Raw genomic sequence first — 16777 nt, 5'->3', positions numbered from 1 at the left:
TGGAGTGACCTAACTAAATGAGACAGAGGAAAAAGCACCCCCTGAGTCGTATATAAATTAAACGACTACTGGAGGTGCTTTTCTCATGGGAGAAAATAAAAATGTTTATTCTGAAGAGGTTAAAAGGAAAGTCATTGAAATGAAGTTGTCTAAAAAATATACCAATAAACAGATTATGGAGAAGTGCGGTATACGTAACGTTAGTCAAATCAAAAGATGGATGAAATGGTTTCGTGATGGGGAGGAACACCGACTGTCGCAACCCATTGGTAAACAATATTCCTTTGGGAAAGGTCCTGAGGAGCTAAGTGAAATAGACCAATTAAAACGGCAAGTTAAGCATCTAAAAATTAAAAATGAAATCTTAAAAAAGTACCAGGAAATCGAAGGGAGTTGGTACCAGAAGTAGTAATAGAGCTAGTGGAGTCATTAAAGGAAGTTTATGCGGTATCGATGATATGTGATTGTATTGGAGTCCCTAGATCTACTTACTATCGTTGGCTTCAAAAGTCATGGGAACCGACTGAGCTAGAACAACAAATAATCGATATTTGTAAAACCCTAAAATACAGAGTTGGACATAGAATGGTTAAAAAAATATTAAAAGAGGATCATCATATTTCTGTAAATAGGTTAACTGTGCAAAGAATCATGCAAAAATACAACATCCAATGTCGAGTCAAACCTAAAAGAAAATCAAAAATTGCTGGTGAAAGTAAATGTATCGTTCCAAATTTGTTGGAACAGAATTTTAAAGCAGATAGACCTAACCAAAAGTGGGTTACAGATATAACATACTTGAATTTTGGAGAGTCAACGATGTATTTATCATCCATCATGGATTTGTACAATAATGAAATTGTTGCTTATCGAGTTAGTCATAACCAAGAAGTAGATCTAGTGCTAGAAACATTGAAAGCAGCTTGTAATGGGCGAGAAACGAAAGGACTGATACTTCACAGTGACCAGGGATCGCAATACACTTCGTATGCTTTTCAAGAGTTAGCTGAAGAAAAAGGCATTATCACAAGCATGTCCCGCAAAGGCAATTGCTTTGATAATGCCGTCATTGAATCCTTCCACTCCACCATAAAGTCGGAAGAATTCTACACACACCAAAAGGCGCGTCTTACAAACTCTATTGTACTAGAAAAAGTCGAATCTTACATGTATTATTACAACTATATACGACCGTTTTCAAAATTAAACTGCCTTTCCCCTGTTCAATTCAGGGCAAAGGCAGCATAGGTGCTTTTTCTTGTCTCATATTACTAGGTCAGTTCACATAGGTGAAAGGGGCTCTTTTAAGCTTAAAAGTTAGTCTTATCTAGTAATTCACCAGTAGATTGCTCATATCCTTGCATATATTTAATTCTTCGTTGTGCAGAAGATTTGTTCACCTGTTCATCAGCATGATAAGAGGAACGAACGAGTGGTCCTGCCTCACAATGTTTAAAGCCTTTTTCAAAAGCAATTTTTCTCAACTCTTCGAACTCATCAGGATGATAATAGCGTTCTACATATAAGTGTTTCTTGGTAGGTTGTAAGTATTGTCCGATCGTCATAATATCTACGTTATTTTCTCTTAAGTCGTCCATCACCTGTATAATTTCTTCCTTTGTTTCTCCTAAGCCCACCATAAGGCTAGACTTAGTAGGGGTGTTAGGTGAGATTTCCTTTACTCTTCGAAGCAATTCAAGAGAACGATCATACATGGCGATTGCGCGCACTCTTTTTGTTAATCGTCGAACGGTTTCAATATTGTGGTTGAATATATCAGGTTTACTATCCATTAACGTATGTAGGCTTTCATAGTCACCTTTCATATCGGAAGGGAGGATTTCAACGGTACATCCAGGAACACGTTTGCGTATTTGACGTACAGTCTCTGCAAAAACTGCTGCACCGCCATCTTTTAAATCGTCACGTGCAACGGAGGTAACGACCACATGTTTTAAACCCATTATTTCTACTGATTCAGCAACACGTTCTGGTTCGTTCCAATCTAATTCATTTGGTAAACCAGTTTTAACTGCGCAAAAGCGGCATCCACGTGTACAGGTGTCTCCAAGGATCATGAAAGTCGCTGTTTTCCTTTCACTCCAACATTCGTGAATGTTAGGACAACGTGCTTCTTCACAAACCGTGTTTAAACGTTTGTCACGCATTAAGTTTTTAAGGCGATTGTACGATTTGTTTGTGTTAATTTTAATTTTTAACCACTCAGGTTTACGTAAGTGTTCTTGTTCTTTTGCCAAAATTGACACTCCTTTATCGTGAATAATTCCAACTTTTTCCTTGGTACTTATTTTTAGCAAGGTCTTCCACTTCTCGTAGTTGTTGATCTGAGAGGATAAATGGCTCTAGCTTAATGTCTAGACCTCGTTCAAACCCTGTTTTAAAAGCCTGCTTTACATCTTCAAACGAGATTGATTGATTTAAAACTTCATTAATTGCAACTGCTTTGTCACCAAAAGCTCGCTTTGCACGTTCTTTCACACGATCATTTGGATACAAAAATAGATCAAATAATTTCACGGTATCGACATCTATTGGGATAGAACCATGTTGTAAAATGACCCCTTTTTGACGCGTTTGTGCACTACCAGCTGCCTTTTTTCCTTCTACTACTAACTCATACCATGACGGCTCCTCGAAACAGACTGCTGAGTCAGTGGTTTGCAGTTTCCCCTCAGGAATTGCAAATGCTGCATCAACACGTAGTTCTTTAAATCCTTCTAAGAGTCCCCTTGAAATTACTTGATAAGCGTCTTTTACGGACTGTGGCATTCTTTCATGTTGCTCTGACACAATTACACTGTATGTAAGTTCCTGGTCGTGCAAGACGGCACGCCCACCTGTTTGTCTTCTGACAAGGTCAATACCATATTTGCGAAGACCTTCTAGATCAATTTTTCCATTCACTTTTTGGAAATAGCCAACCGAAAGTCCTGCTGGCTCCCAACCATAAAATCGAATAACAGGTGGAATTCTACCTTCGCTATGCCATTGGAGCAATGCTTCATCCATAGCCATGTTATAAGCCGGTGTACAGTGACCAGAATCTAAAAAATACCATGTTTCACTCATTATGCTCCTCTTTTCCTGAAATAATTCGAATAGATTAACTATGTTTAATGGTAGCAATTACCAATATGTGGTGTCAATGTATGAGCTTAGCTTATGTTGCTGTACATAAATTTATCCTGTCCAACCAATCAGGAATCATAGCTGTAAAGAAGTATTAATTGTTAGAAGATATGAAAAAAGAACACCATATAGGGTGTCCTATGTGTAAATTCGTTATTTCGTTTCTTTTGGAAAGAAAAGTGTTAATCCAAACGTAATCAATGCAATAAAAAATAGACCAATGTACACATTATGAAGGGAATCTGTTAAAGCGAATTGTAATGCTTCGATTGCTTCTGATGATAATTGATTACGGGTAGTTTCATCTAACAATGCATCCGTGTTACTAATATCTATATCTTCACTAAGAGCAACGGTTGTTGTTGCTAATTTATCCTTCATTTGCGCATTTAGCACACCACCGAGCACTGCAGCACCTAAGGCACTACCGATAATTCGCATAAACATGTTGAGGGAAGTGGCAACACCTCTTTCTTTCCAACCAACACTATTTTGGATAGACACTATAAATGTTGTACTTGACAATCCCATTCCAACGCCTACAATAAATGAGCTAAATCCAGCGTAAATGGGGCCTTTATCAGGACCTAAAAACATAAATAAGATACCTCCAGCAAGAAGTGCTAAGCCACCAAGTATGGCCGTTGGACGAAAACCAATCTTTAGTACGAGATGCCCAGCGGTAGTCGCAGCAATAGGCCAACCGATCGACATGGTGGATAAGGTAAAGCCTGCAATAATAGCAGAATACCCCATTACAGCTTGAACATAAGTAGGTAGGAAGGTTGAAATACCGATAATGATCATGCCGGAAGTTAGTGTTGCTAAGTTCGCAACAGTAATTAATTTGTTTTTCCATAAGAACAGTGGCATCATCGGAGCAACTGCGCGCTTTTCCTGCCACACAAAAAGAATAGAAGAAATTATAAAAACAAGAAGTAATAGAATGACTTCTATGGATGTCCATGGCCATCCCGATCCTCCCTGAACTAAAACAACGATGATCGCTGAGATTGCAATAAACGATAAGCTAGAGCCAAGGTAATCGATCGATTTCTTTTCTTTTGTAACATCCTCATGAAAAAATAAAATAACACCAATGATTCCTATAATGCCTAATGGTACGTTCATCCAAAATATCCACGCCCAATCTACATATTGGACGATAAACCCTCCAGCTAAAGGGCCTAATACAGAAGAGATTCCCCATACACTTGCGAGATAGCCTTGAACTTTTGCCCGTTCTTTGATGGAGTACATGTCACCAACCATCGTTGTCACCATGGGATGAATTGCTCCTGCACCTATTCCTTGAATTAATCGAAATATAATAAGCATGCTCATTGTGGTAGCTAATCCACATAATATGGAACCAATTAAGAAAATAATAACTCCGATTATAAAAATTGGTTTTCTTCCAAAAAGGTCAGATAGTTTCCCATAAATAAGTGTAGTGACTGCTTGCATTAGTAAAAAGGAAGAGAAAACCCAACTATAAAACGAGAATCCCCCAAGATCCCCTACAATACTTGGCATTGCAGTTGCGACAATCGTTCCTTCAATAGCTGCCATAAACATCGAGATGACTAATATAGCAAGAACAAGTGGTCTGCGTGTTTGTTTTGGTTTTTTGCTTTTTGTCATATGTATTTCCTTCTTTCGAAATAATCCGTTCCACCTCACTTTAACGTAACTATTTCATTTTGCAATAAAATTAGGAAAAATAATTACTTCTTAACTTAATAAGTTAAGAAAGAATGGACAATACTATCTTTACATGTTCTTCTGACCACTTATATGATAACGAGTTTTTTGTAGTATATATAACATTGTATTTTAAGTAATACATAATTAAATCGATAGAAGGTAATATCGTGAACCCAAAAGAAGTCTTATTCTGGAGTATAGCCCTTCCTGGTTTTGGTCAACTGCTCAACAAAAAATACATAAAAGGAATTATCCTTGTAGCCTTAGAATTTCTTATCAATGTACAGGGGAATTTTAATGAAATTATCCGATTAAGTTTTATAGGTGAAACACATTTAGCTTTTCAACAAGCTGATTTAGGGTGGCTTATGTTTTATCCTTGTTTATACTTTTTCGCAATATGGGATGCATATAAAGATGCAGGTGGAGCTAAAAATAGTTATTCTTTTTTACCATTTGTTTTTTGTGCATATACTGTTACAGTTGGTGTGATGTATTCATCAAAGGTTTTCGTACTAGGTGTATTTCTTGGCCCAGTATGGTTGCCAATGATTTCTGTTATTCCTGGAATTATCCTTGGTTTATTAGTAAAGAAGGTATTGCGGAAGTTTGATGGGGAATGATTATTCATTCCCTTGTTGTTTGTAAAAGCTTTTCATTTCTTTTTTTGTATGGGTTTTCGCTATAATAGGAATGATTCACATGTCGACTGCGTGATGAATTACTACTATGTTCTACTGAGGTGATCTTACTGTTTGAATTATCGATTCTCCAATGGTTAGTTGTTATTTTGTGCGCAATATTTATTGGCTTTACAAAAACAGGAGTATCTAGTTTAGGAATACTTGTTGTAACGATCTTAATGTTTATTTTTCCCGCTAAAGAATCTGTTGGCATTTTATTGCCTTTATTAATTATTGGTGACATATTTGCAGTCATCTATTATCGAAGAAACGTTGTTTGGAAGTATCTCGTATCCTTAATACCTTGGGTACTAATCGGAATTATGTTCGGATTTTATGTATTGAATGAAATCGATAGTGAACAATTGAAACCTGTAATTGGGGCTTTAGTTCTACTATTAATCCTTTTACATGTAATTCGTGAACGATTAGGTGAGAGGTTTAATAAATGGTTACCAGGATCAATTTGGTTTATAGGATTAATGGGCGTATTAGCTGGATTCACGACGATGATTGGTAATGCAGCTGGTGGTGTAATGGCTATATATCTATTAGTTAAAGGATTGCCTAAACGAGAATTCATTGGCACAGGTGCATGGTTTTTCTTATTTGTTAATCTAATTAAAGTTCCTTTTTATATTTACCTAGGGTTAATTACGACTGATTCCTTTTTATTTAATCTTAGTTTACTTCCAACAGTTATTATCGGTGCATTTATTGGTATAAAGATCATACCACTAATTCCTCAGAGAGTATTTCAAATACTTATCCTAACTTTTGCGGCCGTAGGTGCGCTTCGGTTACTTATTGCTTAATTTCTAGTAATCTATTAATCCACCCGCTTATAAGTGTTGAAAAATGGAGTAGGTTTAATCCTAACTCCATTTTTTTACTACTTATTCCAATGGAAAAAAGTCTTTGATAAATATAATAATAAATTTTAGTGTAATAGTAACTTGAAAAACTGCAAATAAAATGAAAATCAATTTCAGTTAGGGAATCGTTACAATAAAAAGATGTCATAAAGTTCCCTTGATCAAATCGTATTATCTTTCGCTTATTGTGATAAAATTCTAAAGAAAAATTAACACAAGTAGTGAAGAGATAGGAATCAAATAATTGATTATAATAAGCTTTTTCCGTTAATCTTAAGAAATATTATAAAAGAAAGAGGTAATAGGATGAAAAGCGTACATAGCAACATTGTCCAATTTCGTGGAACCCATTACAATTTTGGATATAATCAAGGACTAGAGATAAAGGATTCGCATATTTTACAGAACCGTGAAAAGCAATGGAGAGTAAGAAAACCACGATTTGAAATAGAAGAACAAGAGGTGAAACAAGCAATTACAGCCTTTGCGCCTGGTGTTTGGGATGAACTTCTTGGGCTTAGAGATGCCTTAGAATGGCCTATGGAAAAGGTATTACAAGAGTTCGGAGGATATCGATTGGAATATGTTCGCTCTGGTTGTTCGATTGTTACAGGAGATGATTATTTTATTCGGAATTATGATTATCATCCGAAAACGTACGAGGGAAGATATATATTATTTCAACCAACAGATCAAGGATATGCTATGATTGGACCTAGTCAACGTATTACAGGTAGGCCAGATGGAATGAATGAAAAGGGATTAGTGTTAGGTTACAACTTTATGCATCGAAAAAAACCTGGGGACGGATTCATTTGTGCGATGATTGGTCGGATCATACTGGAAAGCTGTGCCAATGTTGAAGAAGCGGTTTCGATGTTACAGGAGATACCTCATCGACATTCCTTTAGTTATACTGTCTTTGATAAAAGTGGACAAACCTATATTGTGGAGGCAACTCCAAGAGGAACTGAAGTGCGGCAATCTAATGTTTGTACGAATCATTTTGAAATTATGACCCATGAAAATAGAAACTACTTAGTTGATTCAAAACGTAGGCAAGAAATTATTGACTTGCGAAAAGAACGCTTCTCAAATGGATATGATGCTTTTCGGCTGATGAATGATCGGGATAAAGGAGTCTTTTCTGATGAGTATCAGAATTGGGCTGGCACAATTCATACATCTGCATATTTTCCTAAACAAATGGAGGCATGGATGGCTTTAGGAGGAGATCAGGAACCGACAAAAATCCAATTTAACTCATGGCTCGAAGGTGAAGATCTAGATGTTGAAAAGATTATTGGTCAAGTCGATACAGATATTCCTTTCGTACATATGGAATCGAATGTTACTTGGTATAGATAGGGGGTGTTGAAAATGAATGGAAAAGAACGCAAGGATATTCAAGTAGGGTTGGTAGTGGATATTGTATTAAAGAAAGACCAAAGAAGCGGAAAAATGACGCGAGGAATTGTAAAAGATATATTAACGAATTCACCTAATCACCCACATGGGATTAAAGTGCGATTGGAAGATGGCCAAGTAGGGAGAGTAAAGGCAATCATTGAATAATATGTTAGCAATAATCTGAATTGAATTCGTTGATTTATATAAAAAAAGCGAGCTCATAAAGAGCTCGCTTTTGTAAAACTGCAATTAGTTTTTAGTAACGTTAGCAGCTTGTGGTCCACGGTTACCTTCTTCGATTTCAAAAGAAACGCTTTGACCTTCTTCAAGTGTTTTAAAGCCTTCGCCTTGGATTGCTGAGAAGTGTACGAATACATCGTCTTGTCCTTCAACTTCGATAAATCCAAAACCTTTGTCTGCGTTAAACCATTTTACTGTACCTTGTAACATATTACTATTTCCTCCTAGTGTGGATATTCCACACACATGTATTACCATTCTTGCTCTTGCATCCAAAACGAAAACTTTCACGTGTTGTTACTTGAAGTGTTTGGTCGAACTCGAACAGTTAAGATGAGTATAACAGTAAAAGACGATGAAAGTCAAACATATTCGAAATAAATATTTATTTAAGGAGATAAGGTATAAGAAGATTTTAATTTGCATATACTAATAAATTAACTATGCCATTATTCATATAGTTACAAAAGGATCTAGAGGAAAAATATAATAAAAGGAATAGGTAAGTGATGTTAATGGAATTACTTTTTTGGATAACTATGTCAATACTGTGCGTGATAACATACTTTATCGTCCATAAACCCCTTTATATAGTAGAGCGTTTATTTTTAATCCTTTTTTTAGAGTTTTTTATTACTAGTTATTTTGCAGTTATATCGGTGAATTTAGAACAAATCTATATTGAAAAGCAAATGGTTCCTACTATTATGTTTCTTTGTTTTGAATTAATCCTTTTGCCTGTTTTGTTTTTATTTTTTATCGATTTATTTAACAGTACTTCTCTTATCAAAAGGTTATTAATCTTTGGTCTATCCATTTTGGTTTGTTTAGGAATGGAGTGGTTGCTTTTAATACAAGATGTCATTGTACATGTGAACTGGGGTTTGTGGCAATCCATGTTAGGATATGTCACCATGCTGGTGGTAACAATTATCATCCATTACATGTTTAAAGCAATCCTTATAGACGAGGGAGTTGTAACAAAATGACTTTGCCAGTAAACTTCGATCATAATGAGATTGTGATATTAATCGGATTAATTGCTTCATTCATTATAGTTTGTTGGTTACCGAAACGTTTTTCATTAAGTTTTTCGGTTTTGGTATTTTTGTTTGCAACTACAATAGCAAGGTTATCTGATCATTTAATATCGGGAAGCATTGTTGATTTATACGATGTGATGGATTCAGGTAAGTATGAAATTTTTGATTTACTTACATATATTTATTACGGTCCCTTTGCCTATTTTTTTATCTATGTCTATGACAAGTTTAATATAAAAGGATTGCGGACGGTTCTTTATATTATTGTATGTACGGTTCTAGCGACATTATTTGAAGGTTTTCATGTGTTCATGGAAGTTTTTCAGTATAAAGGGTGGCATTTATGGTACTCTTTTAGCTTTTATTTAATTATTCAGCCTATCACCTTAATTTTTTATCATTTTCTAAAGAGGCTTTATGATAAAAGGTAAAAAGGGAGTGTAATTCAACAAATGGGAAAGGTTGAAGACAATTTCCATTATAAAAAGGTTGATACATTGGCATAATGTAGGTAGTATAGATAGGTAGTTTAGAAAAACGTGATTAACAAAGATAATCTAGGCCTCGTTTTTCTAAAAAAGCCAGTGTTGAAATGAGGTTTTAAAAAATGAGTAAAACATCCATTTACGGATTAACTTTTGAACAATTAACTTCTTGGCTAGTTGAGCATGGACAAAAAAAGTTTAGGGCACAACAGGTTTGGGATTGGTTGTATAAAAAACGTATAACAGATTTCGAGGAAATGACTAACTTAAATAAAGAGTGTTTGGCATTATTAGACAATCATTTTTATATACAGTCATTAAAACAAGCGATTAAGCAGGAATCATCGGACGGAACCATTAAATTTTTATTTGAACTTCAGGATGGGAATTTAATAGAGACGGTATTAATGCGATTCTCTTATGGATTGTCAGTTTGTGTGACTACACAGGTTGGTTGTAATATCGGTTGTACGTTTTGTGCCAGTGGGTTATTAACGAAAAATCGTGACCTTTCTGGTGGTGAAATTGTAGAGCAGATTATGAAAGTACAACAGCATTTGGACCGAGTAGGGAAAAATGAACGTGTTAGTCATATCGTGGTGATGGGGATTGGCGAACCGTTTGATAATTATAGTAACATGATGGACTTTTTACGTGTAGTAAATGATCAAAACGGGTTATCGATTGGTGCAAGACACATCACTGTATCAACAAGTGGTTTGGCGCATAAGATTTATGATTTTGCAGATGAAGATATTCAGATCAATCTAGCAGTATCTTTACATGCACCAAATAATGAATTGAGAACGAAAATCATGAAAATTAACAAAGCATTCCCGTTAGAAAAACTAATGCCAGCAGTTGACTACTATTTAGAAAAAACGAACAGACGTATTACCTTTGAGTATATTCTATTAAGGGATGTAAATGATCATAAAGAAGAAGCGCTTCAGTTGGTTCAACTTTTGAAAGATAAGCGTCATTTGTCTTATGTTAATTTAATTCCTTATAATCCGGTTGACGAGCATAACCAATATCAAAGAAGTACAAAAGAATCGATCGTAAAATTCTATGAAACGTTGTTAAACAACGGAATCCAGTGCGGTGTTCGTGTAGAGCAAGGTTCAGACATCGATGCTGCTTGTGGGCAGTTGAGAAGTAAACAAATTAAAGCTAAATCATAACGTCATCTTGTGAAACAAAAATAGATGCGTCACATTTATGTGATCGCATCTATTTTTATTTGGTAAGATTTTTTAACGTTTACACTTTTTGTGCAACGCCTGTATCGTAAGCAGCCTGTATAACTGCTTCTCTTATTTTTGGTACAACTTCACGATTAAATACACCGGGAATAATATAGTCAACGTTTAGCTCATCTTGGCTAATAGTAGAAGCAATTGCCTTTGAGGCTGCTAACTTCATTTCTTCATTGATGGATGTGGCTCTACAATCTAGTACGCCTCTAAAAATACCAGGAAAGCATAGCACATTGTTCACTTGATTTGGATAATCGGATCTACCGGTTGCCATTACTTTTACATAGGGGCTTGCTTCTTCCGGTGATATTTCAGGATTAGGATTAGCGAGCGCGAATACGATAGGATCCTTAGCCATTTTCTTTACATCATCAACTTTTAACACACCAGCCGCGGATACACCGATAAAAATATCTGCATCCTCAATCACCTGTGATAAAGAACCTTGTTCATTGTGTGGATTGGTGTTTTCTGCATACCACGTCCACATCTTGTTTTCATACGTATCCTTTTTAGAAATAGCACCTTCTTTATCGACCCCAACTACATTTTTAACTCCAGCGTTTAGAAGCATTTTGGTAATCGCAATTCCAGCTGCACCTATGCCGCAAACCACTATTTTCAAATCCTCTAGTTCTTTCTCTACAAGTTTAAGGGCGTTAAAGATACCAGCAAGAACAACAATAGCTGTGCCATGCTGATCGTCGTGGAATACAGGGATATCTAACTCCTCTTTTAATCTCTGTTCTATTTCAAAGCATTGGGGAGATGCGATATCCTCTAAATTTATACCTCCAAATGTTGGACTTAAGGATTTTATTGTTTGGATTATTTCTTCTGTACTGTTAGCGTTCAAACACAAAGGGAAGGCATCGACATTTGCAAATTGCTTAAATAACATTGCTTTACCTTCCATGACTGGCATGGCTGCTTCGGGTTTGATTTTACCTAGTCCTAGTACGGCTGTTCCGTCGGAGATAACTGCTACAGTATTTTTCTTAATCGTCAAATTATAGGCTAACATAGGATCTTCATCAATTGCTTTTGATACACGAGCAACTTCTGGTGTATATACTTGGGATAATTGTTCGCGATTATCAATAGATAATTTTGATTTAACTTCGATTTTACCACCTAAGTGGACTAAGAAAGTTCGATCTGACACGTGCCTAATGTTAACGCCTGTTAAGGTATTTACCTTATCGATAATTTGTTTTTGATGGTTTTCATTGTTTACACGAACTGTAACGTCCCTGACTGATAAATCTGGGCTTTCCTTAATCACGTCAATTGCTACGAGATCTCCATCTGACTTACTTATTGTTGTAGCAATTTCACCAAAAGTAACGTGTTTCTTCGTAATTTCTAGTCTCAAAATAATATGCATATTAGAACGAGCCATATGGAACATCCTTTCTTCCTATATAGTATCTAGATAGCTTGATCATAGAAGAATATTTAGTTTTGACACTTGTATTAATTGCATGCAAACTGCTTGCAAAAAACTTTATTCCGAGTAAAATACTCCGTATAATAAGATTTAATCTAAGGAGGATTAATGATGACGATTCCAAAACCGCTTGTCCAGTTTAATCAAGCTTTTATCGTGATTACAGTAGTATTAGGGCTACTTTTTTATAAAGTCATTCTTCTCATACCCTTTATGATTGGAGTGTACATGTTAATTACAAAGCAAAATCCACTTATGATGTTGGGGAAAAGAGTATTAAAGAAACCATTATCGTTATACAAACAAGAAGATAAAAATCAACAACTTTTTAATCAATGGATTGCAACAATTTGTTTGGGTGTATCCATCGTTTCTTTCTATCTCGGTTGGATTATTATTGGGTATGTAAGTAGTGTCATGGTTATGGTCGCTGCTGGAGTTGCCTTGTTAGGATTTTGTATTGGTTGTACGATACGATATCGGTTCATGATGTGGAGATACAAACGGTCAAAAGCACATGTTTCCTTGTAAATGTAATATAAGTGGAGTGCAGGTGTTATGACAAACCAGTCATAGTTCATCTTATGTTTAGTATAATAAATAATGTACAAATGAAGCAATTCTGTCCTTAGAAAATATAATTTGTTATAGGAACGGATAGGTTAGTAACCTATTCGTTTTTCTATGAGTCAAAAGGGTAAGCCAATAGATTGAAAAAAAAATAAAAAGCCTGAGTAATTCTCAAGCTCTTAACAATACTATTGTCCAGCCACTTTTGCTCTAAATGCTTCTAATTTTTTATACGTATCCTTTATAAGCTTGTTTAGCTCTTCTATGTTAGGTTTATCCTTTTGAGCCTCTCCGATTAATGGATACAAGCTTTCCTCAATATCTTTATAGTCTTCAGGATACTTTTTTTCTACTTTCTTTTCAATAAGATCCCAGTTCTCATCTAGAACTTTACCGAAAGTATTTATTTTTCTTGCGTTGTCTGGATTTTGTTCAACGAGGCTTTTAAGTTCATCGATGGTTGCTAAGACAATGGCGATCCCTTTGGAGAGATCTGTTTTCTTCTCCATTTGCTTGTGTAAAGGAGTTGCATCCGACTGCGCCTCGCTATTAGTTACTGGACTGAACCCGGATAGAACTAATGTAAAAATAAGTAGGCTTATTGCAATCCATTTTTTCATTCAATACCACGCTCCTTTTTATGTTATTCACCTCTATTTTCATCCAAGTTTTTATTATTATGCAATGAATTAGGAAACAAAAAGAAGATTGGTGTGTTTGAAGGAAATTTGTTGATTTAGGTAGGGGAATCAACAAATAAAGGTAGGCTAATGAGAGATATCTGTTGATAAAAAGGATAAAACAACAGATATAGATAAGCGTTTGAGGAATACCTGTTGATTAAAAGAAAAAATCAACAGATACAGTGCTGCTTCCGAAAGATATCTGTTGATTTAACATAACCTAATTATACTTGTAACTTTTTTTAATTTGAGACGTCCGATAAAGAGGAGGTCTAAGACATGAAATATATTTGTTTATTCTTGTACTTTGTTATGATTTTGTTTGTTGTGGGCTGTGGACCCTCTTCGAAAAATGTTAAGGACTCTGCAGATTCAATCAGTAGCCATGATGTACAAACACCTCTAGAGGAGGTCTCGGAAGGGGATTTTGTTTACCGACTTGTAACAGACCAAGAAGAATATAAAGAAGGTAGTTCCGTAAGTATCTATGCTGAGTTAGAATATATCGGTAGTAACGATCAAATTACCATTTATCACGCTGCATCACCATTTCATTTTCCTTTAGAAGAAAAAACTAGAGGCTATCAAATTGGTTATGGAATGGAAGAGCCACTCTTAAATACTACATTAGTCAAAAACAAACCTATACGAGAGCAATACAAGGGGAGCGGAGGCTATGGCTCTAAAGAGGATGCTAACTATGAAGCTTTTGTTAAAAAAATTATGAGCAACCATTTTCCAAAAGGATACTATGTAATGGATGGATTTGCTGATTTTTATGTAGAAACTAGTGATGGCAAACGTAAATATGAAATAACTGCAACGATTGATTTTAAGGTAGAAGAAAAGTGAGCTTAGAGGAAATCCTAAGCTCACTTTTCAAACATTTTTAGTCGCTTGCACCATTTCCTCTTTACACATTGGGCATTCGCGTTGTTCTTGATCGGCTTCTTGGGCTGTTGTGATTCTCATCCAGCATTTGCATGTTGGGCTTGTACAATCCCAAACAAGTACCTCAGCCGTTCCTTTTGCTTTTGTTTGATCTTTCTGTTGTTCCGCTTCAGGTGTGAAAGGGTCTGTTATAAAGCGGGAAATTGCTACTTTTTCACCTCTGTAATAAGCAGGAGAGCTGATATATAATTCTTGTTCTGCTCTGGTAATTGCTACATATGCTAAACGACGCTCTTCCTCCAATGCAGCCTGTATCTTTTGTGCTCCTTTTTTTTCGGAAATCAAGTCTTTCCGATCACTCGCCTCCAGAGCTGAACTGTGGGGGAGAATACCTTCCGTTGCTCCCGATAGAAAGACTACGGGAAATTCTAAGCCTTTTGACCGATGAATGGTCATTAGAGAAACTGCGTTTGCATTTGGTGTTCTTCTAATAGTCTCCATCTCTTTATTCTTGCCAATAACATCATCCACAAAGGTAATGAAATCAACTACTTTATCGTACTTTTGTGCAGATGCTTCAACTTCAGACAACGTTTCTAATAAAATTTCTTTGTGAAGCGTTACATTTTTCCGTTCGTTTGTTTCCAAATAGTTATCATAAAATTTTCTAATTAACTTGATTGCCTGAATTGGTTTTATATCTTTAAGTGTTTTAATTAATGCTACTCGCTCTTCTATTTGTTTTGTTTGAAAAGGTTTGAGTCCTCTTAGAGATCTTAAATGCTTAAGTGGATTCGAGTCAGGATTTATGACTTGTTCTGCTTCAAGATGATACATTGCCTTATCTCGATTCAGAAAACAGGACGGTAGAATGCTTGAAATAGCGTCTAGGTTATTAGGCTCAAGTGACAGTCTTAAATAATCGATAATAGGCTGTACAATTGGCTGTTCGTAAAAAGTTTCCCCCTTGGAATAGGATAGAAAGGGAATACCCTGAAGGACTAATTGATCAAAGATCGCACGAGAGCTACTGTTAGTTCGGTGTAAAATGACAAAATCACGATAATCCCTTTTACCGGATTGTATATCTTCTTTTATTTTCATTATAATTGCTTCTGCTTCTTCATCAGTGGTATTCGGACGCAAATATAAAGGATTTAGATCACTTGATTTTGTTGATTGTAATGTTTTGGGATGACGGTGTTGATTATATTTAATTACTTCATTTCCTAAACCAAGTATAGAAGTAGTGGACCGATAATTTATATCTAAGGTCATTTTTTTGGCATTTGGATATAGGTTCTCAAAGTTTAAGATAATGGAACGGTCTGCCCCATTAAAACTATAAATGGTTTGATCATCATCCCCAACGACAAATAGGTTATTGTTTGGTTTTGCAATTAATTTGATTAGTTCGAATTGAATTGGGTTCGTATCTTGCCATTCATCACACAAAATATAATTAAATCTTCTTTGCATTGCTACTAAAAGCTTGTTGTCTTGTCTTAGTAATTGTAAGCTCTCCATGAGCATATCATCAAAATCTATATAGTGGTTTTGTTCTTTCCATTGTTCATAACGGATTAATATCTCTTTTATCTCTTTTTCTACTGTTGATGATGCGGGCAAGTCGTTCACAGAAAGAATATTTGTTTTATGTGAGGAAAGAAGCGCCAGTAACGTTTCGGGCTCGTATGTATCTTGTAACTTCTTCTCTTTTAATATTAGTTTGATCGCAAGTTGCTTGCGTTTTTCACTGCTTAATACTTGTTGCGCATACCCTTTACTTCTCAGTAACCTAAAAAAGATCGAATGAAAAGTTCCAATCGTGATCTGGTTGATCATATGCATAGATAAGCCGGGTAATTGATGCATTCGCGATTTCATTTCATCTGCTGCTTTTTTTGTAAAAGTAACGAGCATGATTGACTTGGGATTTATGTTTTTCCTACTTATTAAGTATCCTGTACGTGTTGTTAGAACTCTTGTTTTTCCACTACCAGCTCCTGCTAGCACTAATGCAGGACCGTCTACATGTCTGACTGCTTCAATCTGAGGTTTGTTTAATTTAATGTTATCGGCTTCTAGTGCACGGAAGTAGGAAGCATCTTCTTCCACATCCGCAACAAGTTCTACACTTGTTTTATGATCTGCAAGCCTAGCGTTTGGAATGTCTTTTAATTTAGTACCTTCTGGAGTATTGGAGAAATTCTGTACCTTTATCATAAAATTCACCTGCAGTTTCTATTCGTAAGCTTTCATTTTAATAGAATAACCTGCAGGTGACAATGGCAAACGTGAAATGGATATAAATGTTAGGTTGGAAATCTG

The 16777-nt window shown here is 35.6% G+C and carries 17 protein-coding genes; 10 read left to right on the top strand and 7 right to left on the bottom strand.

Features of this window, described 5'->3' with window-relative positions; genetic code table 11:
• Positions 1-85 precede the first annotated feature (85 nt).
• A protein-coding gene (locus NYQ66_RS18475; protein WP_259867866.1) for an IS3 family transposase occupies positions 86-1248 on the top strand; the annotation gives its coding sequence in 2 pieces (ribosomal slippage) (positions 86-368 and positions 368-1248; 1164 coding nt in all).
• Between the two features lie 62 nt (positions 1249-1310).
• Here NYQ66_RS18475 and lipA read toward each other — a convergent pair.
• The 3 genes from lipA to NYQ66_RS18460 form a co-directional block, all read right to left on the bottom strand.
• On the bottom strand, positions 1311-2258 hold the full coding sequence (gene lipA / locus NYQ66_RS18470; RefSeq protein ID WP_259871624.1) for a lipoyl synthase: 948 nt from the start codon (positions 2256-2258) through the stop codon (positions 1311-1313).
• A 13-nt stretch (positions 2259-2271) separates the two neighbouring features.
• Positions 2272-3090 carry a lipoate--protein ligase family protein gene (locus NYQ66_RS18465; protein WP_272479982.1) on the bottom strand — a complete coding sequence of 273 codons (819 nt, stop codon included), beginning with the start codon at positions 3088-3090 and terminating at the stop codon, positions 2272-2274.
• 213 nt (positions 3091-3303) lie between these two features.
• A complete protein-coding gene (locus NYQ66_RS18460) occupies positions 3304-4794 on the bottom strand; it encodes an MDR family MFS transporter (RefSeq protein WP_259871622.1) in 1491 nt (496 codons plus the stop codon).
• 230 nt (positions 4795-5024) lie between these two features.
• Here NYQ66_RS18460 and NYQ66_RS18455 point away from each other — a divergent pair, with 230 nt between their 5' ends.
• The 4 genes from NYQ66_RS18455 to NYQ66_RS18440 all read left to right on the top strand — a co-directional run bounded on the left by NYQ66_RS18455 (position 5025) and on the right by NYQ66_RS18440 (position 7990).
• A complete protein-coding gene (locus tag NYQ66_RS18455; protein ID WP_259871621.1) occupies positions 5025-5480 on the top strand; it encodes a DUF5683 domain-containing protein in 456 nt (151 codons plus the stop codon).
• A gap of 119 nt (positions 5481-5599) precedes the next feature.
• Positions 5600-6355 (top strand): sulfite exporter TauE/SafE family protein, encoded by a 756-nt coding sequence (locus NYQ66_RS18450; protein WP_311202033.1) that lies wholly within the window; start codon positions 5600-5602, stop codon positions 6353-6355.
• 366 nt (positions 6356-6721) lie between these two features.
• Positions 6722-7783 carry a C45 family autoproteolytic acyltransferase/hydolase gene (locus NYQ66_RS18445; RefSeq protein WP_259871619.1) on the top strand — a complete coding sequence of 354 codons (1062 nt, stop codon included), beginning with the start codon at positions 6722-6724 and terminating at the stop codon, positions 7781-7783.
• Between the two features lie 12 nt (positions 7784-7795).
• Complete coding sequence (locus NYQ66_RS18440; protein ID WP_259871618.1) at positions 7796-7990, top strand: YwbE family protein; 195 nt, start codon at positions 7796-7798, stop codon at positions 7988-7990.
• 84 nt (positions 7991-8074) lie between these two features.
• Here the strand turns inward: NYQ66_RS18440 and NYQ66_RS18435 are convergent, their stop codons facing one another.
• On the bottom strand, positions 8075-8275 hold the full coding sequence (locus NYQ66_RS18435) for a cold-shock protein (RefSeq protein ID WP_259871617.1): 201 nt from the start codon (positions 8273-8275) through the stop codon (positions 8075-8077).
• A 449-nt stretch (positions 8276-8724) separates the two neighbouring features.
• Here NYQ66_RS18435 and NYQ66_RS18430 point away from each other — a divergent pair, with 449 nt between their 5' ends.
• The 3 genes from NYQ66_RS18430 (at position 8725) to rlmN (ending at position 10777) form a co-directional block, all read left to right on the top strand.
• A complete protein-coding gene (locus NYQ66_RS18430) occupies positions 8725-9054 on the top strand; it encodes a hypothetical protein (protein ID WP_259871615.1) in 330 nt (109 codons plus the stop codon).
• Complete coding sequence (locus tag NYQ66_RS18425) at positions 9051-9539, top strand: hypothetical protein (RefSeq protein WP_259871614.1); 489 nt, start codon at positions 9051-9053, stop codon at positions 9537-9539. The genes NYQ66_RS18430 and NYQ66_RS18425 overlap by 4 nt, the downstream gene beginning before the upstream one ends.
• Positions 9540-9715: 176 nt before the next feature.
• Positions 9716-10777, top strand: a complete 1062-nt coding sequence (rlmN, locus tag NYQ66_RS18420) for a 23S rRNA (adenine(2503)-C(2))-methyltransferase RlmN (protein WP_259871613.1) — start codon at positions 9716-9718, stop codon at positions 10775-10777.
• Between the two features lie 79 nt (positions 10778-10856).
• Here the strand turns inward: rlmN and NYQ66_RS18415 are convergent, their stop codons facing one another.
• Positions 10857-12254, bottom strand: coding sequence for an NAD-dependent malic enzyme (locus NYQ66_RS18415; protein WP_407652115.1), 1398 nt, complete (start codon positions 12252-12254; stop codon positions 10857-10859).
• A gap of 159 nt (positions 12255-12413) precedes the next feature.
• Here NYQ66_RS18415 and NYQ66_RS18410 point away from each other — a divergent pair, with 159 nt between their 5' ends.
• Complete coding sequence (locus NYQ66_RS18410) at positions 12414-12833, top strand: DUF4395 domain-containing protein (RefSeq protein WP_259871611.1); 420 nt, start codon at positions 12414-12416, stop codon at positions 12831-12833.
• Positions 12834-13060: 227 nt separating this feature from the next.
• Here NYQ66_RS18410 and NYQ66_RS18405 read toward each other — a convergent pair whose 3' ends face one another.
• The gene (locus NYQ66_RS18405) at positions 13061-13492 is read right to left on the bottom strand and encodes a hypothetical protein (protein WP_259871610.1); all 432 of its coding nucleotides are present in this window, start codon (positions 13490-13492) and stop codon (positions 13061-13063) included.
• Between the two features lie 342 nt (positions 13493-13834).
• On the opposite strand from NYQ66_RS18405, the gene NYQ66_RS18400 reads away from it, so the two are divergent.
• On the top strand, positions 13835-14407 hold the full coding sequence (locus tag NYQ66_RS18400; RefSeq protein ID WP_259871609.1) for a hypothetical protein: 573 nt from the start codon (positions 13835-13837) through the stop codon (positions 14405-14407).
• Positions 14408-14434: 27 nt separating this feature from the next.
• Here the strand turns inward: NYQ66_RS18400 and NYQ66_RS18395 are convergent, their stop codons facing one another.
• Positions 14435-16672 (bottom strand): UvrD-helicase domain-containing protein, encoded by a 2238-nt coding sequence (locus NYQ66_RS18395; RefSeq protein WP_259871608.1) that lies wholly within the window; start codon positions 16670-16672, stop codon positions 14435-14437.
• Positions 16673-16777 lie beyond the last annotated feature (105 nt).

It is taken from the genome of Aquibacillus koreensis, from assembly GCF_025154055.1.
GTDB classification, from domain to species: Bacteria; Bacillota; Bacilli; order Bacillales; family Amphibacillaceae; genus Aquibacillus_C; species Aquibacillus_C koreensis.
Note: the sequence above shows the minus strand (reverse complement) of the source record. Positions and strands in the feature narration are given on the sequence as shown.